Source organism: Microbacterium azadirachtae (assembly GCF_000956505.1).
Classification (GTDB): domain Bacteria; phylum Actinomycetota; class Actinomycetes; order Actinomycetales; family Microbacteriaceae; genus Microbacterium; species Microbacterium azadirachtae_A.
This window is the reverse complement of sequence record NZ_JYIX01000039.1, coordinates 41,658-64,112: the sequence shown is the minus strand read 5'-3', so window position 1 is coordinate 64,112 and position 22,455 is coordinate 41,658. Positions and strand designations below refer to the sequence as shown.

16 protein-coding genes are annotated in these 22,455 nt (G+C 70.3%); 2 read left to right on the top strand and 14 right to left on the bottom strand.

From position 1 onward, the window contains the following. Nucleotides 1–100 precede the first annotated feature (100 nt). The 8 genes from guaA to RS86_RS16495 form a co-directional block, all read right to left on the bottom strand. Nucleotides 101–1,687, bottom strand: a complete 1,587-nt coding sequence (gene guaA, locus RS86_RS16530; protein WP_045273374.1) for a glutamine-hydrolyzing GMP synthase — start codon at nt 1,685–1,687, stop codon at nt 101–103. Next, a complete protein-coding gene (locus RS86_RS16525) occupies nt 1,684–2,169 on the bottom strand; it encodes a DUF3817 domain-containing protein (RefSeq protein WP_045273373.1) in 486 nt (161 codons plus the stop codon). The genes guaA and RS86_RS16525 overlap by 4 nt, the downstream gene beginning before the upstream one ends. A 106-nt stretch (nt 2,170–2,275) precedes the next feature. Beyond that, nucleotides 2,276–7,267, bottom strand: a complete 4,992-nt coding sequence (locus tag RS86_RS16520; protein ID WP_235281806.1) for an ExeM/NucH family extracellular endonuclease — start codon at nt 7,265–7,267, stop codon at nt 2,276–2,278. A 306-nt stretch (nt 7,268–7,573) separates the two neighbouring features. Beyond that, nucleotides 7,574–8,338, bottom strand: a complete 765-nt coding sequence (locus tag RS86_RS16515; RefSeq protein ID WP_082076876.1) for an SURF1 family protein — start codon at nt 8,336–8,338, stop codon at nt 7,574–7,576. An 88-nt stretch (nt 8,339–8,426) separates the two neighbouring features. Then, nucleotides 8,427–9,548, bottom strand: coding sequence for a GuaB3 family IMP dehydrogenase-related protein (locus RS86_RS16510; protein WP_045273372.1), 1,122 nt, complete (start codon nt 9,546–9,548; stop codon nt 8,427–8,429). 212 nt (nt 9,549–9,760) lie between these two features. Then, on the bottom strand, nt 9,761–11,449 hold the full coding sequence (locus RS86_RS16505; protein WP_045273371.1) for an ABC-F family ATP-binding cassette domain-containing protein: 1,689 nt from the start codon (nt 11,447–11,449) through the stop codon (nt 9,761–9,763). Between the two features lie 108 nt (nt 11,450–11,557). Next, a complete protein-coding gene (locus tag RS86_RS16500; RefSeq protein ID WP_045273370.1) occupies nt 11,558–12,109 on the bottom strand; it encodes an OsmC family protein in 552 nt (183 codons plus the stop codon). 211 nt (nt 12,110–12,320) lie between these two features. Next, nucleotides 12,321–12,965: a TetR/AcrR family transcriptional regulator gene (locus RS86_RS16495; protein WP_052680341.1), complete on the bottom strand. Its 645-nt coding sequence runs from the start codon at nt 12,963–12,965 to the stop codon at nt 12,321–12,323. 97 nt (nt 12,966–13,062) lie between these two features. Between RS86_RS16495 and RS86_RS16490 the strand changes: the two genes are divergently transcribed. Continuing rightward, nucleotides 13,063–14,547 carry a DHA2 family efflux MFS transporter permease subunit gene (locus tag RS86_RS16490; RefSeq protein WP_052680340.1) on the top strand — a complete coding sequence of 495 codons (1,485 nt, stop codon included), beginning with the start codon at nt 13,063–13,065 and terminating at the stop codon, nt 14,545–14,547. A 169-nt stretch (nt 14,548–14,716) separates the two neighbouring features. Here the strand turns inward: RS86_RS16490 and guaB are convergent, their stop codons facing one another. From guaB to groES, 5 genes are all read right to left on the bottom strand, one after another. Further along, entirely contained in the window at nt 14,717–16,219 is a 1,503-nt protein-coding gene (guaB, locus tag RS86_RS16485) for an IMP dehydrogenase (RefSeq protein WP_045273368.1), read from the bottom strand. Nucleotides 16,220–16,383: 164 nt separating this feature from the next. After that, a complete protein-coding gene (locus tag RS86_RS16480; RefSeq protein ID WP_045273367.1) occupies nt 16,384–16,863 on the bottom strand; it encodes a hypothetical protein in 480 nt (159 codons plus the stop codon). A 155-nt stretch (nt 16,864–17,018) separates the two neighbouring features. Further along, a complete protein-coding gene (locus RS86_RS16475) occupies nt 17,019–17,936 on the bottom strand; it encodes a helix-turn-helix domain-containing protein (RefSeq protein ID WP_045273366.1) in 918 nt (305 codons plus the stop codon). A gap of 232 nt (nt 17,937–18,168) precedes the next feature. Next, a complete protein-coding gene (gene rarD / locus RS86_RS16470; RefSeq protein WP_045273365.1) occupies nt 18,169–19,128 on the bottom strand; it encodes an EamA family transporter RarD in 960 nt (319 codons plus the stop codon). Nucleotides 19,129–19,333: 205 nt separating this feature from the next. Next, nucleotides 19,334–19,630 carry a co-chaperone GroES gene (groES, locus tag RS86_RS16465; protein WP_045273364.1) on the bottom strand — a complete coding sequence of 99 codons (297 nt, stop codon included), beginning with the start codon at nt 19,628–19,630 and terminating at the stop codon, nt 19,334–19,336. A gap of 387 nt (nt 19,631–20,017) precedes the next feature. Here groES and RS86_RS16460 point away from each other — a divergent pair, with 387 nt between their 5' ends. Next, nucleotides 20,018–21,226: a THUMP-like domain-containing protein gene (locus RS86_RS16460; protein WP_045273363.1), complete on the top strand. Its 1,209-nt coding sequence runs from the start codon at nt 20,018–20,020 to the stop codon at nt 21,224–21,226. Nucleotides 21,227–21,232: 6 nt separating this feature from the next. On the opposite strand, the gene RS86_RS16455 is transcribed toward RS86_RS16460, so the two are convergent. Beyond that, on the bottom strand, nt 21,233–22,453 hold the full coding sequence (locus RS86_RS16455; RefSeq protein WP_045273362.1) for a hypothetical protein: 1,221 nt from the start codon (nt 22,451–22,453) through the stop codon (nt 21,233–21,235). Nucleotides 22,454–22,455: the final 2 nt, after the last annotated feature.

Here is a 22,455-nt window from a genome sequence, read left to right as displayed (position 1 = left end):
CTGTCCGCGAGACTGCAACTGGGCGACGAGAATGCGCTTCGCAGCCGCATTCTCGTCGCCCAGTTGGAGTCTCGCCGTCAGCGGAGAGGGGGCTTCGGGGTCACTCCCACTCGATGGTTGCCGGCGGCTTCGAGGTCACGTCGAGCACGACGCGGTTGACCTCGCGCACCTCGTTCGTGATGCGGTTCGAGATCTTCGCGAGCACGTCGTACGGCAGGCGGGTCCAGTCGGCGGTCATCGCGTCCTCGGACGACACGGGGCGCAGCACCACAGGGTGGCCGTAGGTGCGGCCGTCGCCCTGCACGCCCACCGAGCGCACGTCGGCGAGCAGCACGACAGGGCACTGCCAGATCGTCTGGTCGAGACCGGCGAGCGTCAGCTCCTCGCGGGCGATCGCGTCGGCCTCGCGCAGGATCTCGAGGCGCTCGCGCGTGACCTCGCCGATGATACGGATCCCGAGCCCTGGCCCGGGGAACGGCTGGCGTCCGACGATCGCGTCGGGGATCCCGAGCTCGCGGCCGATCGCGCGCACCTCGTCCTTGAACAGGGTGCGCAGCGGCTCGATGAGGTCGAAGTCGAGGTCGTCGGGCAGGCCGCCCACGTTGTGGTGCGACTTGATGTTCGCGGTGCCCGCGCCGCCGCCGGACTCGACGACGTCGGGGTACAGCGTGCCCTGCACGAGGAACTTGACCTTCTCCCCCGATGCCCTGGCCTCCTCGACGAGGTCGCGCTGCACCTGCTCGAAGGCGCGGATGAACTCGCGGCCGATGATCTTGCGCTTGGTCTCCGGATCCGTGACACCGGCGAGGTGTCCGAGGAACGTGTCCTCCGCGTCGACCGTGATCAGGCGCACGCCGGTCGAGGCGACGTAGTCGCGCTCGACCTGCTCGCGCTCGCCCTTGCGGAGCAGGCCGTGGTCGACGAAGACCGCGGTGAGCTGATCGCCGATCGCCTTGTGCACGAGCGCCGTGGAGACGGCGGAGTCGACGCCGCCGGACATCGCGGAGATCACGCGGGCGTCGCCGACCTGGGCGCGGATGCGCTCGACCTGCTCGGCGATGACGTTGCCGCTGTTCCAGTCGGCCGGGAGTCCCGCACCCTTGTGCAGGAAGTTCTCGATGATCTCCTGACCGTGGTCGGAGTGCTTGACCTCGGGGTGCCACTGCACGCCGTAGAGCTTGCGCTCCTCGTCCGCGAACGCGGCGACCTTCGTCGAGCCGGTCGAGGCGAGCACCTCGAAGCCCTCGGGGGCGCGGGCGACCTGGTCGCCGTGGCTCATCCACACGTTCTGCTCGGCGGGCTGGCCGCCCAGCAGGGTGGAGTCGTTGACCGGGATCATCGCGTCGGTGGCGCCGTACTCGCGCAGGCCCGTGTTCGCGACCTCGCCGCCGAGCGTGCGAGCCATGTACTGGAAGCCGTAGCAGATGCCCAGGGTCGGCACCCCGAGCTCGAACACGGCCGGGTCCAGCTGCGGCGCGCCCTCCTCGTAGACCGAGGACGGACCGCCGGAGAGGATCAGGGCGACCGGGTTCTTCGCCGCGATGTCGGCGGCGGTCGCGGTGTGCGGCACGATCTCGCTGTAGACGCCGGCCTCGCGGACGCGGCGGGCGATCAGCTGCGCGTACTGCGCACCGAAGTCGACGACGAGGGCGGGGCGCTGCTCGGTGTCGGGAGTGTTGTCGGTCAACGGGCACCTTCCGTGGCGGGAGTGGTCGAGGAGGTCTGGTCGGAGGAGGCTTCCCGCGTGGCGAGATACGCCTTCACCTCACGAGCGACGCGGGTCTCCATGATGAAGGAGAGGAACGGCACGACGCCGCCGAGGGCGAGCATGATGAAGCGGAGGAACGGCCAGCGCATCAGGCTCCACACCCGGAAGCAGGCGAAGAGGTAGACGACGTAGAACCAGCCGTGCGCGACCAGGATCCCCATCGAGAGGTTCAGGCCGTTGCCCGTGGACTCGAGGCCGCCGTGCAGGCCCTCGACGACCGGGGCGAACCAGAGGAAGCCGCCGGATCCGCCCGCGAAGAGCTCGAGGTGGATCGGGGTGTACTTGAGGACCATCTCCGTGACCAGGAGCAGGAGCATGACGCCGGTGATCACAGAAGCGATCTGGTAGAACTTCAGCGCTCCGCGGATGGCCGGGAAGCTCGCGGCTTTCGGTTCGGGCATGGTTCCAGTCTAAACGCCGGACCTGTGCGCGATTCCCGGGCCTCTGGAACGACGAAGGCCGTCGGATCCGAGGATCCGACGGCCTTCGCAGGTCAGCGCGGGAGGATCACTCCGCGCGCAGGCGACGACGGGCGACGATCAGGCCCAGGCCGAGTGCGAGCAGCACCGCGGCGAGGAGCAGGAACGAGCCGGAGTCCGCACCGGTCAGTGCGAGACCGCCCCCGCTGACGGATCCCGCCGCGGCGACCGTGATCGCCGCGGTGATCTGGGAGCCGTCCGCCAGGATCGCCACCACGTGGTGCTCACCGGGGGTGGTGCCCGCGGGGATCGTGATGGTCGCCGAGAACGCGCCGTCCCCGTCGGTCGTCACGGAGCCCAGCGAGACCGGGGTGGAGTGCAGCTCGAGCGCGATGGCCTGGTTCTCATCGAGACCGGCTCCCGCGATCGTGACGCTGCCGCCCGCGGCGACCGAGGAGGAGCCGAGCTTGAGCTGGCCCTTGCCGCGGACCACGGTGACGGCGGCGGTCGCCTCGTCACCGTCGGCCTGGGTCGCGGCGACGAGGTAGTCACCGCCCTTGGCCGAGCGCGGCACCACCGGCGACACGGAGAACGTGCCGTCGCCGGCGACCTTGACGGTGCCGAGGTCGATGACCGTGCCCTTCTTGCCCTGCTCGCGGAGCTGCAGCGTCAGCGTCTCGCCGGGCTCGAAAGCCTGGCCGGTCAGCGTCAGCTTCTCGCCCGCGAGGACCTTGGCCGCTCCGACCGAGACGGTGCCGTTGAAGGATCCGGTGTCGGATCCGGCGACCGTGATCGGCAGCTGCACCGAGGTTCCGGTGCCGGCGACCGAGACGTGCAGAGCCTGCGCGCCGGTCACACCCTCGGGGATCGTGAACGTGAGCGTGGCCGTGCCGGCCTCGTCGAAGGCGTCCACCGTCATGGCCGGGTTCACCGGAGCCGTGACCAGATCCTTGCCGCCGAGCGAAACCGTCACATCACCGGGCGCCTTCTCCCCCGCGGTGAACGCGAGCGAGCTGAGGTTCAGCGTGACGCTCTCCCCTGCCTTGTAGCCGGCCGCATCGGCGGGAACCGAGAGCACCGTGCCGACCGCGCGCTGTGCGAGGTCCGGGGACGCCGTCTTGTTCGCCGCGAACCAGTCGACCATCGACTGCAGGTCCACCTTGCCGGTGTCCTTCTTGTCGGTGCCCTTCTGGAATGCGGTGAACGCGTCGCCGCCCGCTGCGAGGAAGGCGTTCGCCCCCACCGTGTAGGTCGCGGCCGCATCGATCGGTGCGCCGTTCACGAAGATGCCCGTGATGTGCGACCCCGCCGCGGCGGCCGGGTCGTACGTGTAGGTCAGCTCCTTGGAGACGCCGAGCTTGAGGAACGGACGTGCCGAACCCGTGGGCTGCCACTGCTGCTCGAGCACCTGCTTCACCTGCGCTCCGGTGAGCTTCACCGTCATGAGCGTGTTGGCGAAGGGCTGCACGGTCGCGGCCTCCTTGTAGCTCACGCTGCCGTCCGCATCCCCCGCGCCGCTCGACGCGTAGGTGAGGTTGGCGCGCAGACCACCCGGGTTCATGACCGCGAAGTCCGCACCCGTGGACCACTTCTGGACGTCGGCGACGAAGTTGCCCAGGGTGGACTCGCCACCCCGGTTCTCCGTCTTTCCGTCGCTCTGCCGGGCGCGGTTGAAGTCGGCGGTGATGTCGCCGAGCTTGACGGAGCCCAGCTCGGCGGCCTTCGCCTTCGCGGCGTCCACGATCGCCTGCACCTCGGGATCGGCAGGGAAGGCGGGCTTGCCGCCCACCGTGAGCGGCTTGATCTCGTTGGTGATCGAGAGCAGTTTCTTCGTGGTCGGGTCGACCTTGATGTCCATCAGACCCAGGTTCTCGCCGTACTGGCCGGCGGAGACCACCGGACGTCCGTCGATCACGTGGTTGTACGCGAGGTGCGTGTGCGCCGAGACGATCGCGTTCACGCTCTTGTCGACGCCGTTCACGATCTCGCCGAGACGCGACTCGGGGGTGATGCTGGCCACGTCGGTCGTGGTCGCGCCCTCGTGCACGAGCAGGATGATCACGTCGGCCTCGCCGTTGGAGGCGTCGCCGTCGCGCAGCTGCTTCGCGACCTTGTTCACCGACTCGGGGATGCTGCGGACCTCGAGGCCCTTCATCCCGTCCGGCGAGACGAGGGTCGGCAGATCCTCGGTGACGGCTCCGATGAAGCCGACCTTGACGCCCTTGATGTCCTTGACCCAGGCCGGGGTGAGCGCAGGCTCTCCGGTGGCGGTGAGGAACACGTTCGAGCTGAGGTAGGTCCAGTCGGCGCGCTTCTCCACACGATCGCGGAGGTCGGCGTAGCCCTGGTCGAACTCGTGGTTGCCCGCCGCGCTCACATCGAGACCGGCCGCGTTGAGCGCGTCGATCGTCGGGTTGTCCTGCTGGATGAAGGACGTGAACGTGGAGGCGCCGATGAGGTCTCCGGCGGCCGCGAAGATCGTGTTCGGGTTCTGCGCCCGGATCTGCTCGACCGCTCCGGCCAGCACCGCGGCTCCGGCGGCGGCGCCGTCGGCCTCGATGCGCCCGTGGAAGTCGTTGATCGTCGCGACGTTGATGTCGATCGGATCCGCCGCGCCCTTGACACCGACCAGGATCGGGTCGTGGTCGCTGGAACGGTACGGCGTACCGGACTCGGTGGCGGCGAACGCGTAGCCGCGGTCGCTCCACTCCGGGGAGTTGATGTTCCAGACCCCGGCGCCGGTGATGGCCTTCGCCGCGGACGGCGACGCGATCACATGGTCGAGGGATCCGAGCTCGCCGTCGAACGAGTAGGTGTACTGTCCTGCGGCGTGCGTCGGCTCGACGTCGGTCCACCCGGCCTGGGTGAAGACGTCGATCGGGTCCTCCTTGCCGTAGGCGTTGAAGTCTCCGACGAGGAAGACGTCATCGCTGCCGGAGTCCTTCTGCACCTTCTGCGCGAACGCGAGCTCGGACTTGGCCTGTGCCACGCGGTCGGCGTTGAAGAAGCCCTGGCCGTCGGCCGGCTCCGGTCCCGCGTTCTGCGGCGGGGACTTCGACTTCAGGTGCGTCGTGACGACGGACAGCACGCGCCCCTGGGCGGTCTGGAACGTCTGCGCGATCGGCTCGCGGGCGTTGCCGAAGACGGTCTCGTCGACGATGGTCGACGCGTCGCCCTTGAGCGTGACGGACGCCTTCTTGTAGATGATCGCGGTCGTGATCGCGTCGGTGATCGACGGGTCGTTCAGCGCCGCGGGCGTGCGGACGTAGTCCCATACCTCGGATCCGGCCGCGTCGTTGAGCCCCTGCACGAGGTTCTGGAGCGGAGCGTCGAGCGCGAGGCCGAACTTCGGTCCGTTCTCGACCTCCATGAGACCGACGACGTCGGCGCCCAGGCCGTTGATCGCCGAGACGATCTTGGAGCGCTGGATCTGGAACTGCGCGTCGGTCTTGGCCCCGCGGGCGTTCGCATCCTGGCTCGAGAGCGTCGTGAAGAAGTTGTAGACGTTGAACGACGCCACCTTCACGTCTCCCCCGACGGTCGGAGGTGCGGCCGGGCGCGGGTTCTCGCTGCCGAAGGTCGGCTTGTGTGACGCATCGCTGGTGCCGGAGATCGGCACCACCGGCTGCAGGCGCCAGTCGTCGAAGCCGTACTGCAGGACCTCGCCCTCGGCCGGGAAGTTCACGGTGTCGCCGTTGCGGACGACCGTGTCCTTCGTGAAGTACGGCTGGCCGCCGGTGTGGCCGCCCTTGCCGATCTGCGAGGACCAGCCGTCGTCGAGCAGGATCCGGTTCGCGCGGTTCGCGGCCGTGATCGCGTCGGCGTCGGCGCCGGGGCGTGCGAGCTCCGTCGCCTTGACGTTGAGCTTGTCGCCCGCGTTGAGCCACAGCGCACCGAAGTTGTAGAGCTGGTGACTGGAGGCGAGCTTGTAGGTGCCGGTGGGCGAGACGAGCATGTTCTCGTACGCCTCGCGGTCGGCGCCGCGCACGCTGTCGGGCAGCGCGACCGGCTGCGGCACGCCTGCGCCGGCCGTCACGACCGAGACGTCCCCGACCGAGGCCGGGTTGATCTGGGTCTGACCGAAGTACTCGGAGACCTTGCCGGTCACGGTGACGAGGTCGCCGCGCGCCACGGACGGGGCGAGCGCGTTCAGGTAGACGAAGATGCCGTCCGAGGCGCCGTCGGTCTTGACGTCTCCGCCGGTGCCCTCGGTCTGGATCGTGATGCCCTTGTATCCACCGGTGCGGTAGTCGCCGGTCACGATGCCCTGCACGGTGACGGTCTGGTCGACGAGCGGCGACGTGTCGGTGGTGCCCTGCACCTCGGCGATGGTCTTGGTCTCGCCGGGAGCCTGGGTGTCGGTCGGTGTCGGCGTGGGGGTCGGCTCTGGACCGGTTCCGGGGTCGGTCGGGAACTCGGCCGCGGCGGACGTGTTCTTCGGGGTGAGCGTGGCGGACAGCGTGAAGTCGGCGCTGTTCGAGTCGGTGTCGGCCCCGTTCGTCCGGTTGAGGGACTTCACGTCGGTGTTGCCCGCGGGGGCCGTGGCGGCTGCGCCCTCGAAGGTGTTGGACGTGCCGTAGCCGAGCAGGTCGATCACATCGCCGTTGCCGGCGACGGATCCGGTCGGGAGCGTGATGGCCGAGGCGCCCTTGACCAGCGCGATCGTGCCGGCGCTGCCGCTCGGGTTCAGGCCGCTGGTCGCGTCGGGCGCGGGCAGGGCCTCGCCGTTCGTCCCGTTGGTGCCGCCCTGGATGAGGTAGTAGCCGCCGGCCGCGATCGTGCCGGAGAGCGCGAAGGCGCCGCTTGAGTTGCCGGTGGCGGTCGCCGAGCGGTACTGCAGGGACAGCCCGTCGAGCGCGACCGCGTCGTGCGTCGGGTTGTAGAGCTCCACGAACTTGTTCTTGTAGGCCGCGCCGGCGCTGCCGCCGGAGAGGTAGGCCTCGTTGATCACGACACCGGTGCCGGTCGTGTCGGCGAACGCCGGGACGGCCGCGAGGCAGCCGAAGCTCAGCGCCGCGACGGTGGTCGCGGCGAGGGCGCCGAGTCGCGCCCCTCTTCTGCGGAACGACGAGGAAACCATGCGGTTCCCTCCATCGGGGACGGACTTCATCAGCGCTGCCTCCACGGAACGGATGCGACGGCTCCCGGTCGGGATCGTCGGTGTGCAGCGCATTCGGGCGGCCGCACACCTCACCGACGATAGGCGAGGCTATGGACCCTCTTCAAGGAAGATATGCACTGGCTGAAAGCTGTTCACCGGCTCGTCACCAACGGAGGACTGGGGTCGCGGCAGGGCGTCCGCGCGAACGCGCACCCGTGCCGCTTCCGGCGCTCAGAAGTGCACCTCTGGAGTGCGCAGAAGAGCGCAGACGGGACTCGATCCGCCTCAGTCCGCGGCGCTGTTGCGCTCTTCGAACTCCTCGACCTCGCGCTCCCAGGCGTCCTTGGCCAGGCGGTACCAGAGGTAGAACGCGAAGCCGGCGAAGATGGCCCACTCCACGGCGTAGAAGATGTTCAGCCAGTTGACCGAGGAGTGCTCCTCCGGCGCCGGCGAGGAGATCGTGTCGAGACCGCCGAGCGGGGCGCCCGAGGCCAGGTACGGCCGGTAGACGTCCAGTTCGGCGGTGTCGTGCCAGAAGCCGAGCAGCGCTGCCGGAGACATCCGGTCCATGCGCGCGGGCTGGTCCTGCGGCGGCGCGACGGGGCCCTCGTCCGAGATGAGGCGCCCGGTGACGGTGAGGACGGATCCTTCCGCCGTCTTCTCCAGTCGCTGCACCGCGGCCTTGGCGGCCTTCTCGTCAGGGGCCCATCCGATCGCCACGGCGAGAGAGGTGGGCTTCGCCGTGCCGGCGATCCGCAGCTGACCGGTCACCCAGTAGCCCTCGACCCCGTCGTTGAAGCGCGACGAGACGACGAGGAAGTCGCCGGGGACCCAGGATCCGCTGGTCTCGGCGCGCTGCCCGACAAGGGGGCCGTCGAGGTACGCGCCCGGCTTCACCACCTGATCGATCGGCAGCACCTTCTCGGTGGCTCCCGGTGCCGGCGGGTTCGTGTCGATCGCGCGGCCGAGCTGCCACTGGCCGAGCCAGGCGAACACCCCGGCGACCACCAGGCAGAGCAGCAGCATGCCGATCCAGCGACCGCGCAGCATCACCTCGCGCAGGGTCGGCGGGAACTCGGCTGCTGAGGCGACGGGGCGCTGCGGAGACGACACGGGAGGGTTCAAGAACGGCGGGCGTTCAGGACTCGTAAGGAGACAGCACGACCTCGACGCGCTGGAACTCCTTGAGATCGGAGTAGCCCGTGGTCGCCATCGATTTGCGGAGGGCGCCGATGAGGTTTGCGGTGCCGTCGGCCACGGGGGCCGGGCCGTACAGGATCTCCTCGAGCGTCGCGACGCCGTCGACCGCCACGCGACGGCCGCGCGGCAGCTTCGGGTGGTGCGCTTCGGGACCCCAGTGGAAGCCCTGACCCGGCGCGTCCGTGGCACGCGCGAGGGCGACGCCGAGCATGACGGCGTCGGCGCCCACCGCGAGCGCCTTGACGATGTCGCCCGAGGTGCCCACACCGCCGTCGGCGATCACGTGCACGTAGCGTCCGCCCGACTCGTCGAGGTAGTCGCGGCGCGCCGCGGCGACGTCGGAGACCGCGGTGGCCATCGGAGCGTGGATGCCCAGGGTGGCGCGCGTGGTGGAGGCCGCTCCCCCGCCGAAGCCGACGAGCACGCCCGCCGCGCCCGTGCGCATGAGGTGCAGGGCCGCGGTGTAGGTGGCGGCGCCGCCGACGATCACGGGGACGTCGAGGTCGTAGATGAACTTCTTCAGGTTCAGCGGCTCGGCGACGCTCGACACGTGCTCGGCCGAGACGGTCGTGCCGCGGATGACGAAGAGGTCGACGCCCGCCTCGACGACGGTCTGGTACAGCTCCTGGGTGCGCTGCGGCGTGAGGGATCCGGCGACCGTGACACCGGCGTCGCGGATCTCGGCCAGGCGCGCCTTGATCAGCTCGGGCTTGATCGGCTCGGCGTAGAGCTCCTGCATGCGCGAGGTCGCGCTGGCCTCGTCGAGGCCAGCGATCTCTGCCAGCAGCGGTTCCGGATCCTCGTACCGGGTCCACAGGCCCTCGAGGTCGAGCACACCCAGGCCGCCGAGCTGACCCAGCATGATCGCCGTGCGGGGGCTGATCACCGAGTCCATCGGGGCGCCGAGCACGGGGATCTCGAACGGGAACGCGTCGATCGTCCACGCGGTGGACACGTCCTCCGGGTTGCGGGTGCGCCGCGAGGGCACCACCGCGATGTCGTCGAACGTGTATGCGCGGCGCGCGCGCTTGCCTCGGCCGAGCTCGATCTCCTGGGTCACGAACCCAGCCTACCCGGGTTGCCCCTGTGGCTCAGCGGGCGCGGGCTCCCGCCGGTGCGGGTCCGGCTCGCGCCTGCGCCGGTGCGACGGACGCACGATCCCGCGACGGATGCACGATCGGATCGGCGGATCCGTCGTGCATCCGTGACGACGTCGTGCATCCGTCGCTGCGTTCGGGAGAGGCCGCTCAGAGCGGGCGCGCGGCGCGGGCCTCAGCGGGCGCGGGCGACGCGGCGCTCGTCCCACACCGGGGCGTCCGACTCGTAGACGCCGCCGTCTTCGCCGAACACGAGGAAGCGGTCGAACGAGCGCGCGAACCAGCGATCGTGGGTGACCGCCACGACCGTGCCCTCGAACCTCGCGATCGCCTCCTCGAGCGCCTCGGCCGACTCGAGGTCGAGGTTGTCGGTCGGCTCGTCGAGGAGGAGCAGGGTCGCGCCGGACAGCTCGAGCAGCAGCACCTGGAACCGGGCCTGCTGCCCGCCGGAGAGCTGCGAGAACTCCTGCTGCGCCTGGCGCACCAGACCGTAGCGGTCCAGTGCCGAACTGGCGGCCTCCCGGGGCATCCCCGCCCTGCGGTCGTCGCCGCGGTGCAGGATCTCGAGCAGCGTGCGTCCGGCGAACTCCGGGTGCGCGTGCGTCTGCGCGAACAGCCCTGGCACGACGCGCGCGCCCAGCACCGCCGTGCCGGCGTGGGCGACCTCGTCGAGCCGCTCCCCGGCACCCGTGAGATGTCCGAGAGTCGGATCGGGGTCGCTGCCGCCGCGGGCCAGCAGCCGCAGGAAATGCGACTTGCCGGATCCGTTCGAGCCCAGCACGGCCACACGGTCGCCGAACCAGAGCTCGGCGTCGAACGGCCGCATGAGACCGGTCAGCTCGAGATCGGTGCAGACGATCGCGCGCTTGCCGGTGCGCGCGCCCCGCAGCCGCATGTCGAAGTCCTGCGCGGGCGGACGCTCCTCAGGCGGACCCGCCTCCTCGAACTTCCGCAGCCTCGTCTGCGCCGCCTGGTAGCGCGAGGCGAAGCCGTCGTTCGCAGACGCCTTGACCTTGAGGTTCGCGACCAGGGTCTTCAGCTTCTCGTGCTGCTCGTCCCAGCGTCGGCGCAGCTCGTCGAGCCGGTCCATCCGGTCGACCCGTGCCTGGTGGTAGGTGGCGAACCCGCCGCCGTGCACCCACGCGGTCGCCCCCGCACCGCCCGGCTCGAGCGTGACGATGCGGTCGGCCGCCCTGGCGAGCAGTTCGCGGTCGTGCGACACGAGCAGCACGGTCTTCGGCGTCTCGCGCAGTCGCTCCTCGAGCCAGCGCTTGCCCGGCACGTCGAGATAGTTGTCCGGCTCGTCGAGCAGCAGCACGTCATCGGGGCCGAGCAGCAGCGCCTCGAGCGCGAGCCGCTTCTGCTCACCGCCGGAGAGCGTCGCGAGATCGCGGAACCGCGCCCGCTCGAACGGGATGCCGAGGGCGGCGACCGTGCACTGGTCCCAGACCGTCTCGTGCTCGTATCCGCCGGCATCCGCGTATTCGGCGATCGCCGTCGCATACCGCATCTGCGTGGGCTCGGTGTCGTCCTCGATGAGGGCGTTCTCCGCAGCCTCGAGCGCCTCGGCCGTGGCCCGGATGCGCGCGGGCGAGACCGCGATGAGCAGCTCGTGCACGGTCTGCCCTTCGCGGCCGTGGCCGACGAACTGGTCCATCACGCCGAGGGATCCGTCGATCGTCACGACACCGGCGTCGGGCGCCTGTTCGCCGCGGATGATCCGCAGGATCGTGGACTTTCCGGCGCCGTTCGGCCCGATCAGGGCGCTTGTGGATCCGGCGCCGACGCGGAACGAGGCCTCGTCGAGCAGGGGGCGGCCGTCGGGCAGGGTGAGCGAGACGCCGGCGACATCGATGTATCCCACGGTGGTGGTCCTTCCGCCCGCGCGCGTGTGCGCGATAGCGAGCCGACCAGGCTATCAGGAGGAGCGGCGGGCGGGTTCCACCCGGGGGGGGATCCCGCCCGCGGCCCGTCAGGCCAGGGCGCCGGTGGTGGGCACCGAGTTCGCGAAGAGGTCGAGAACCGGGCAGTGCTCCTCGACGACGGCGCGGAGCTTCTCGTACTCCTCCGCCGTGTTCGGGCCGGTGATGTCGACACGCACGCGCACGTCGTGGAATCCGGCGCGGCCGGACTCGTCGATGCCGAAGAGCTTGCGCACATCGAGGTCGCCCTGAGCCGTGATCTCGATGTCGTCGATCGTGAGCCCCAGCGCCTGCGCGTAGAGCCGGAACACGACGACCTGACACGAGACCAGTGCGCCCAGCGCGTATTCGACGGGGCTCGCCGCGGCGTCATCGCCGGCGAGCCCCGCGGGCTCATCGACGAGGAAGCGGTGCTTGCCGGCACGGATCTCGGTCCCGACGGATCCGATCCCCCGCCCGGTGACGGTGTAGGTGAGCTGCGCGTTCGCAGCGTCGGCGGCGATCCGCTCGGTCCATGCGGCGCCGGCGTCGCTCAGGCGCTCCGAGCGCTGCTCCGGAGTGACGTCGGCGATGAGGGCGGTGGGGTCCTGGAGGAGAGTCATGGCGCGACGATATTCGGGTCCGGTGCTCCCGCGCGCCGAACCCGTCATCGGCGGTCATCTTCCGTCACGCGGCGTCGCGCTGTATCGCGACACCCGCAGGACTGCGCGACGTCTGCAGGGCTGAATCACCGGATCCGTCCGGCATGCGTCGCAGCATCGTGCATCCGTCGCAGCCGTACGCCACTCACCCGCGGGGTCGCTGCTCCGCGGGCTAGAGACGGTGCTCGTTGCGCGGCAGCACCTCGAGCACATGCGGCAGCTTGTTCGGGAAGCACGCGCGGAACAACTCGGTGATCTGCGGATCGGATCCGTAGTCGTCGACGATCCGCAGGCCGATCATGGTGCTGATCAGCATGCCCTCGGCGAGGAAGGTGCGGGCCTCGTCGGCGTCGAGGCCGACCTCGTCGCGGAAGAAGCGCCAGACCCGGACGAATCCCTGACGCGCGGCGGCGCCGATGGCCGGGTTGCTGCCGAGCAGGTAGGCGTGCGCGAGGGTCTGGTGGAGCCCCCGCACCTCGATGAGATCGACATAGGCCTCTCCGATGCGCTTGCCGACCGGACGCTCGCCCCCCTCGTCCGAGGCGGCGAGAGCAGCGCGGAACGCCGCGAGCAGGCGGTCGAGGGAGAACTCGATCGTCGCGAGGAAGAGGTTCTCCTTGGATCCGAACAGACGCACCACATACGGCTGGCTGACGCCGGCGGCCTTGGCCACCTGATCGGTCGTGGCGCCCTCATAGCCGCGCGAACCGAAGACCGTGAGCGCGGCCAGGATGATCTGCGCGCGGCGCTCCTGGGAGGAGAGGCGGCGGCCGGGCTCCTCGCCGACGTCGGGATCCGTGGGGGCTGCTGAGGTCATGGCGAAAGGTTATCAGCGAATGACTTGACTTTGTAATCATTCGATTACTACATTGACTCAAGCGCTAGTAATCATCCAATTACAACTGGAGCTTCCCATGACCGTTCCCTCGCCCGCACCGGCCGCTCGCCGGAGCCGGTCCGCCCTGATGCCACGGCGTTCGCGCCCGGTCGCGCTCATCATCGCCGCAGCCTCTCTGCCGATGTTCATGGCGACCCTCGACAACCTCGTCATGACCAACGCCCTCCCCGTGCTGCACCGCGAGATGGGCGCCACGATCGAGCAGCTGCAGTGGTTCGTGAACGCCTACACGCTGGCGTTCGCCGGGGCGATCCTCATCGCCTCCGCGCTCGGCGACCGGTTCGGCCGCCGCACCGTTTTCGCACTCGGCATCGCCCTGTTCGGGGCGGGTTCGCTGTTCGCCGCACTCAGCTCGGATCCGGGCCAGCTCATCGCCGCCCGCGCCGTGCAGGGACTGGGCGCGGCCGCCGTCATGCCGCTCTCCCTCGCCCTGCTCACCGGAGCAGTGCCGGCCGCACGACGCCCGCTCGCGATCGGCATCTGGGGCGGCGTCTCCGGACTCGGCGTCGCCGTCGGACCGCTGATCGGCGGCGCGATCATGGAGGGCTGGAACTGGCAGGCGATCTTCTGGATCAACGTGCCCATCGCCGTGATCGCGATCCCGCTCGCCCTGATCGTGCTCAGCAACGACTTCGGCGCACGGGTGCGCATCGACGTGCCGGGCGCGGTGCTCGCGGCCGGCGGCGTGCTCGCGCTGGTGCACGCGATCGTGCGCGGAAACGACGACGGCTGGGACACGGTCGGCGTGATCGCCGAGCTCGCCCTGGGCGGCGCACTCATGATCGCCTTCCTCATCTGGCAGCTGCGCTCGGCCGCGCCGCTGATGCCGTTGCGGCTCTTCCAGGACCGGTCGTTCTCGATCACGAACGTCGTCGGCTTCGCGTTCAGCTTCGGAACGTTCGGATCCGTCTTCATCCTCATCCAGTTCCTGCAAGTGGTGCAGGGGGCCACCCCGCTCGAGGCCGCCGTGCAGACCACGCCCTGGACGCTCGCGCCGATGTTCGTGGCGCCGCTCGCAGGCCTGATCGCCCCTCGCGTCGGCACGCGGGTGCTGCTCGTCACGGGCCTGCTGCTGCAGGGCGTCGCGCTGGGCTGGCTGGCCGCGCTCCTCGCCACGGACGTGCCCTACGCCGACCTCGTCGCACCCTTCATCCTCGCCGGCATCGGCATGGGGCTCGTGTTCGCCCCCTCCGCGACAGCATTGCTCGCCACGCTCGGCCTCGTCGACCACGCCAAGGCCTCCGGCGTGAACTCCACGCTCCGCGAGCTGGGCGTCGCCCTCGGCACCGCCGTGATGACCGCGATCTTCGTCGGCGCCGGCGGACAGCTGCTGCCCGATCACTACGTCGATGCCGCCCGCCCTGCCGTGTTCACGGGAGCCGCGGTGCTGCTCGTCGCCGCCGTCATCGCGCTCTGGCTGCCTGCCGGGAAGGGCGGCCACACGGACGGAGAGGTCGCGGCCGAGACGGAGTCGGCCGAGGCGGAGCCCGTCTCTGCCTGAGGGACGACGAAGGCCCCGGATCCGTGAGGATCCGGGGCCTTCTGCATGGGAGGTTTCGGCTCGGTCGCCTTCGGCGTCCGGTTCCTGAGCGAGCGGAGCGAGACGAAGGGCGCTCAGCCTTGAGGCGCGATCGGGTCACGTCCGCTTCGCGGCCGTGACCCGATCCGACTCAACGCTTGTAGTTCGGCGCCTCGACCACGATCTGCACGTCGTGCGGGTGCGACTCCTTGAGCCCGGCCGCGGTGATCCGGACGAACTTGCCCCGGGTCTTGAGCTCCTCGATCGTGCGCGCACCGACGTAGAACATCGACTGGCGCAGGCCGCCGACGAGCTGGTACGCGACGGCGGCCAGCGGGCCGCGGTAGGGCACCTGACCCTCGATGCCCTCGGGGATGAGCTTGTCGTCGCTGGGCACGTCCGCCTGGAAGTAGCGGTCCTTCGAGTAGGACGTCTGCTTGCCGCGCGTCTGCATCGCGCCGAGCGAGCCCATCCCGCGGTACAGCTTGAACTGCTTGCCGCCCTGGAAGACGATCTCGCCCGGGGACTCCTCGGTGCCGGCGAGCAGGGAGCCGAGCATCACGGCGTCGGCGCCGGCGACGAGCGCCTTGGCGATGTCGCCCGAGTACTGCAGACCGCCGTCCGCGATGACCGGGATGCCGGCGGGGCGAGCGGCGAGCGACGCCTCGTACACGGCCGTGACCTGAGGAACGCCGACACCCGCGACGATACGCGTGGTGCAGATGGAACCGGGGCCGACCCCGACCTTGACGGCGTCCACGCCGGCGTCCACGAGCGCCTGGGCGCCCTCGCGGGTCGCGACGTTGCCGCCGATGATGTCGATGTGCGCGAAGGACGGATCCGCCTTGAGCCGCTTGACGAGGTCGATCACGCCCTGGGACTGGCCGTTGGCGGTGTCGACGACGAGCACGTCCACGCCCTTGTCGCGCAGCGCCTCGGCGCGCTCCCAGGCATCGCCGAAGAAGCCGATCGCGGCGCCCACCCGCAGGCGGCCCTGGTCGTCCTTCGTGGCGAGCGGGTACTTCTCGCTCTTGTCGAAGTCCTTGATGGTGATGAGGCCTGCGAGCTTGCCGTCGTCGTCGATGAGTGGGAGCTTCTCCACGCGGTGCTTCGCGAAGAGCGCGATGACCTGCTCTGCGGCGACGCCGACGGGCGCGGTCACGAGGTTCTCGCTCGTCATCACGTCACGGGCGAGCGTGGTCTGCTTCGCGGACCCGGAGACGAAGCGCATGTCGCGGTTCGTCACGATGCCGAGCAGGCGCCCGTCGGGATCCACCACCGGCAGGCCGGAGATGCGGTACTTCGCGCACATCGCGTCGACCTCGGCGATCGTCGCGTCGGGGGTCGTCGTGATCGGATCCGTGATCATGCCGGACTCGCTGCGCTTGACGCGGTCCACCTGCGCGGCCTGATCGGCGATCGACAGGTTGCGGTGCAGGATGCCCAGGCCGCCCTCGCGCGCCATGGCGATGGCCATGCGCGCCTCGGTCACGGTGTCCATGGCGCTGGAGAGCAGGGGCGTCGCGACGGAGATGCGGCGCGTCACGCGCGACGAGGTGTCCGCCTCGCTCGGGATCACATCCGTATGCCCCGGCAGAAGCAGAACGTCATCGTAGGTCAATCCGACAAAACCGAACGGGTCGTGCTGCTCCATGGGTTGCGGGGCTCCTCTTCTCGCGCGCGTGTATCGATTCTAAGCGCCGCCGGAGGTGCGGTATTCCCAGGAACGGAGCTCGTGGAGCGGACCCCCGGGAAACCGGTGCGGCCGCCGTTCCTGAGAACGGCGGCCGGGTGGGAGGACCGCAGCCCTCGGCGAACTCACGCGGTGATGGTCGCCGTGCCCGTGCCGCCGAGCACCTCGGCGATGATCGCGCCGCCCACGGGCGCCACATTGTTGAACGTGACCTTGACCTGGCTGGTCGTGGTGGACGTGACCTGGAAGATCACCGGACCGCCGGTCGCAGGATCGCCGCTCACGAACGACAGCCCGGACAGCCCCGAGTAGGAGGCCGCTGTCGCACCGTTCGCGAACGTGAAGGTGACGAGAGTGCCCGCCTTGAGGGCGCCGTCCACGTAGTTCGCGCCATCGGTGTACTGCCCCTGGATCTTGAAGTTCGGGTTGGTGCCGACCTTCGGGTTCGCGGTGGCGGTCACCTCCGCGTAGTTCGCCTCCGGCGCCGTCTCGCTGGCGGCCGCGAGCGGCGTCGCCGCCGCGACGGCGATCAAGGGCACCGACCAGGCGGCGCCCTTGACGATCGCACGGCGCGAGACGTCGCGTGCAGGAAGGTTCTCGGTCATGTTTCTGCTCCAGTTCTGTCGGCGTCCGCGTACGGCGGCGCTGTTACCGCCCCCTCGGGTGCTGGAGCGGTGGCCCTCCGGTATCCAATCCGGCGATCCGCCCGTCTCGTCCTGGGTCTTCGGACCTGGTCGCCCCGTGTGCCGAGCCGGTCGTGTCAGGTGTGAGCGCGGCTCGGAACACCGCTGCCCGAGCCGCGGGCGCGTACGCGCGACGGTGAGGGCAGGCCCTCGGCCGCGGTCGCCCTGGCGAGGCTCGAACCGTTGCTGAGACCGACCCGCACCGCGATCGCATCGATCGTGAGCTCCGCGCTCCGGTCCCCTTGCAGCAGGGCGACCGCGGCCAGGACCCGGACCCTGCGGATCTCCTGGCGGATGGTCCTGCCCGAAGGCTGGAACTCGCGCTCGAGCTGGCGCAGCGACACATGCAGCTCCGAGGCCACGCGCGCAGGAGTGAGACCCGCTTCCGCGAATCGCCGCTGCAGGATCGCGGTGGCGCGGTGATGGAGCGAGGGCGCAGGGGATGCGATGCCGGCGATCGCTCGCCGGACGGCGACCAGGACCAGGTCGCGGAGGATCCCTGCGAAGCGCTCGCGCGAGAGCGCATCGAGCGGATCTCCCCCGTGGACGGTATGCGCGAACGCACCGATCGGGCGCATCAGCGCCGCATCCTCGATGGCGATCGCTGAGTTCCTCGTCAGCGACAGCCCGGGAAGCGCATCGACGGGCATGCCGACCGCGATGATCTCACCATCGCTCGACGGCATCATCCTGACCGAAGCGGTGCCGATCACCAGGAGGCCCTGACCGTCATGGAGGTCGACGAATCCTCCCCCGGACGGGATCCGCACGGATCCTCCGCGCACCATGAGCAGCTTGATCCGGCCGGAGGCGACCCCCGACGTGCGATCGGCGCCGGCGCGGAGGCCGTGCACCGCGATCGTGTTGGCGCCGAGGATCATGCGCGTCGAGGGGGCGGCGGGACCCGGGCGTTCCCCGCCCTCGCCGGCGTCCCGGCGCCGACGGGTCTCGTCGGCGAGCGGCAGTCGCTGAGCCAGCTCTCCGCGCGTCCCCATGGCTTCCCCCGCATCCAGCCCGAACCGGTGCGGACTTCGCGTCCGCGCCCCTCCGGTTCGGGATCAGAGCCGTTCCCCGTCGCATCACGCACGGCGACGCGGACAGGCTCTCTTCCGTGGACGACTGCTGAAGGCAGGTCGACGCACTCCCGTTTAGAAGGAGCAGCCGATCACGGAGAAGTGACGTGCGTCTCGGACGGGGGCCGTCGGCGGACGCAGCGCGGGTCGGGGATCAGGGTACGGGGATCGTGTCGGTGCCGGGGTTCGGCTCCGCGATCGCACCGCGGTTCGCGCGCATCCGGCGGGTGGCGAGCGCGAGGTCGATCAGGAACACGGCGATCGCGACCCAGACGATCCCGAACCCGATCCAGCGCTCGACCGGCATCGGCTCGTGCATCACGAGCACGCCCACGAGGAACTGCATGATCGGGGTGATGAACTGGATCATGCCGATCACGGTCAGTCCGATCCGGCGGGTGCCCGCGGCGAACAGCAGCAGCGGCACGGCCGTGGCCACGCCGGCGAAGGCGAGCAGACCCGCGTGCAGCGGACCGTTGGCTCCCATCGTGATGCCGGTGGTGAGCCCGACGGCGATCAGCTGCACGACGGCGACCGGCAGCAGCCAGAACGACTCGAGGGTGAGGCCGCTCAGGGCGTCGACCGAGGGGCCGATCTTCTTCTTCACCAGTCCGTAGATGCCGAAGGATGCGGTCAACGACAGCGCGATCCACGGGAAGGTGCCGTGGGCGAAGACGATCACCAGCACCGCGATCGTCGCGATCCCGATCGCGACCCACTGCAGCCGGCGCAGCTTCTCCTTCAGCACGAACACACCGAGCAGCATCGTGCCGATCGGGTTGATGAAGTAGCCGAGGCTGGTCTCGACGATCTCGCCGTTCAGGGTCGCGAGGACGAACACCTGCCAGTTGATGTAGATCAGCACTCCGGCGAGCGCGGTGAGGGCGAGCAGCCGAGGCTGCCGCACGATCGCCATCAGCGGCTTCCACCCGCGGGTGATCGCCAGCAGGACGAGGCAGAACACGAACGAGAGCCCGACCCGCCAGGCGACCAGCTCCCACCCCTCGGTGGGCCGGAGCAGCAGGAAGTACAGCGGCAGCACGCCCCACAGCAGGTACGCGCCGATCGCGGAGGCGACGCCCACGGTCTGGGCGCTGCGCGGGGTGGTGGTCACCGGTCAACCCTATTGCCGCGCAAGGCCATGACGGCCTGCCGCCGGCTATCTCCGAGTCGTCCCCGTGAGCGGAGCCCCCGGCGTCCGCTCATGGGGACGACTCGGAGGTGGGGGGACGACGAAGGCCCGGATGCGAGGCATCCGGGCCTTCGTCAGGAACCGGCCCGCACGCGGCGGGGCACTCCCTGGAGAACTCGAAGGGTGCTCAGCGCACCACGACGGCGAGCACGTCGCGCGCCGACAGCACGAGGAACTCCTCGGCGCCGAACTTCACCTCGGTGCCGCCGTACTTGCTGTAGAGCACGCGGTCGCCGACGGTGACGTCGAGCGGAACGCGGTTGCCGTTGTCATCGATGCGGCCGGGGCCCACGGCCACGACCTCGCCCTCCTGGGGCTTCTCCTTGGCGGTGTCGGGGATGACCAGGCCACTCGCGGTGGTCTGCTCGGCCTCGACCTGCTTGATGACGATGCGGTCCTCGAGCGGCTTGATGGAAACCGACACGGTCTACCTCTTTCTGACGGTTCAAGACTGATTAGCACCCTCAGCCTGAGAGTGCTAACCACAGTCTAGGCACATCGCTGGCACTCCCGCAATCAGAGTGCCAGCCCGTGCGCCACCGATCGCCCGGGTTGTCGCCGACCCGCCCTGCGAGCGCACGGGTTGTCACCGAGCGCACGGGTTGTTCGCGCGGGGATCCGATGCGCTCGGCAGGATCCCGTGCACTCGCGGCAGGTTCCCGTTCTGACCCCCCGAGTGCACGGAGTGCTGCCGAGGGCACGGGTTGTTGACGCGAAGATCCGGTGCGCTCGGCAGGATCCCGTGCATTCGAGAGCCCACGCACTCGCGGCAGGTGCCGGGCCGAGCCACGACGTCGATAGCCTGGACCGCGTGGATATGAGCGAACTGCGAACGCTGCTGACGCCCGAGGCGCTGCGGATGCTCGACGCCCTCGGGCCCATCGCGTCCACGGATGCCGCCGCCCGCGCGGTCATGCGGCTGCGCGCCGAGGGGCACTCCCCCGAGTTCGTCTCGGCCGTGGTCGGCCAGGCACGGCTGCGCACCAGGGCGACCGCGAAGTTCGGGGAGTTCGCGGACCGGATGCTCTTCACCCGTGCCGGCCTCGAGCAGGCCACGCGGCTCGGTGTCGCCGCAAGGCATGCCGGCCGGATGCGCGCGGCAGGGATCGCGCACGTGTCGGACCTCGGCTGCGGGATCGGCGGCGACGCGCTCGCCTTCGCCGGCGCAGGCCTCGGGGTGACGGCGGTCGACGCCGACGAAGTGACAGCGGCACTGGCGGCCTACAACCTCGCCCCGTTCGGATCCGATGCCGAGGTGCGGCACGGGTTCGCGGAGGACCACGCGCCCGCCCCTTCGACGGCCTCGGATTCCGAGACGGCGGCTGTGTGGCTGGATCCGGCCCGGCGCACGGCGGGGCATTCCGAGACCCGCCGCGTCGCCGCCGACGACTACTCCCCCTCGCTGGACTGGGCGTTCGCGCATGCGGAGCGGATCCCCACCGGCATCAAGCTCGGCCCCGCGCACGACCGCGACGCGATCCCCGCCGACGTCGAGGCGCAGTGGGTGAGCGCCGACGGCGACGTGGTCGAGCTCGTGCTGTGGTCGGGCGTCCTCGCGCGCGAGGGCGTGCGGCGTGCGGCGCTCGTGATCCGCGGCGACAGGGCGCACGAGCTGACCGCGCCCGCCGACACCGACGATGCCGAGGTGCGCGAGCTCGGCGCCTACGTGCACGAGCCCGACGGCGCCGTGATCCGCGCCCGGCTGATCGGCGACCTCGCCCGCCGGCTGGACGCCGGCATGCTGGATCCGCACATCGCCTACCTGACGTCAGACTCCCCCGCCGACAGCCCGTTCGCCGTCTCTTTCCGCGTACGCGAGGTGCTGCCGATGAACCAGAAGGCGATCTCGGCGGCGCTGAAGAAGGCCGGGATCGGCCGCCTGGAGATCAAGAAGCGCGGCGTGGACGTGGATCCGGCCGCGTTCCGCAAGAAGCTGACCCTGCGCGGATCGGCCGAGGCGACCCTGATCCTCGTGCGCGCGGGCGACAAGCGGCACGCGATCCTGGCGGACCGGCTCTGAGAGCGTTCAGGCCGCGGGCTTGAGGCCGAACGGCGGCGTCGGCTGCGGATCCGGGTTCGCGGTGACCACCAGGTACGACGAGAATCCGGTCCAGTACTCGAGCCGGTAGGCGACGTGCTGGTCGGTCGCCGGCAGATCCAGGACGAGGGTGGGCGGAAGCTCATCCGTCCCGAAGCGGGACGGTGAAGCGACTCCGGACTGCTGTCCGCAGTCCTTGTAGGTCTGCCCGTCCTCGACGATGAGACAGAGATCGCCCTGGTCCCGATAGCCGACCCAGATCGGGATCCCGCTCATGCGCCCGGCGATCATCGTCGCCTTGAATCCGTTCTCGGACGTGACGCGCTTCCAGATCGCGGTCTCCTCGGGGCTCAGCCCCGGGTCGGGATTCGCCGCGAAGGACCAGTGCTGGAGAGACCCCATGGGCGCCCCCGTCCCGCTCAGCGTGACGGCGCCCTGATCGCCGGCCACGTTGCCGTCCGCACCGGGCTTGCTCTGGCTCACCACATCGAGCGGTTGCTCGCGAATCGCTCGTCGCGGCAGGCAGTTGTGCTGCGGCGGGGACCCCTTGACGTCGATGATCGCGCAGAGGAGGTCACCGCGGGACTGCGTCGCGTACCAGAGCAGCGCGTGGTCGGAGCGGGCCAGCAGGGCGAGGGATCCGGGGTCGAAGTCGGCGCGCTCCGCGACCTTGTCCCGTCGTTCGCCTTCGCCCGCCCGCAGCGCGAGTCCGACATCCGGAGGTCGCGGGATCGCGACGCCGATCAGGACTCCGACCAGGAGCAGAGCGATCAGGCCGCCGATGAGGTAGCGCGGGCGCTTCCAGCGACCGGTCGCGAGCCAGGCCGAGACCTCGGCACGGAGGCGGCCGATCGGCGGGCGCGGTGTCTTCGCGGGAATCGCCGGCCCCTCGGAGGCCGAGTCGGCGACGGCGGACGGGGCGAGTCCGGGCGTCGAGGCTGCGACGGCGACGGCGGGCGTCATGGGCCGGGTCCCGTCGAGAGCCCCGGGGATCAGGGCGGGCCCGGGGATCGGGGCGAGCGACCCGGGCAACGGGGTCGCCGCTTCGAGGCTCGCGCCTGGCTCAGGGATCGGATCGCGTCGGGCGGCGTCCTCGTGGCGCAGCTCCGACAGGCGCGCGGCCTCGGCCTCGCTCAGTCCGGATCCGTCCTTCCCGAAGGCACGGCGCTCCAGTTCGCGCCGCTCTTCACCGTGCCCCGGATCCGTCATGC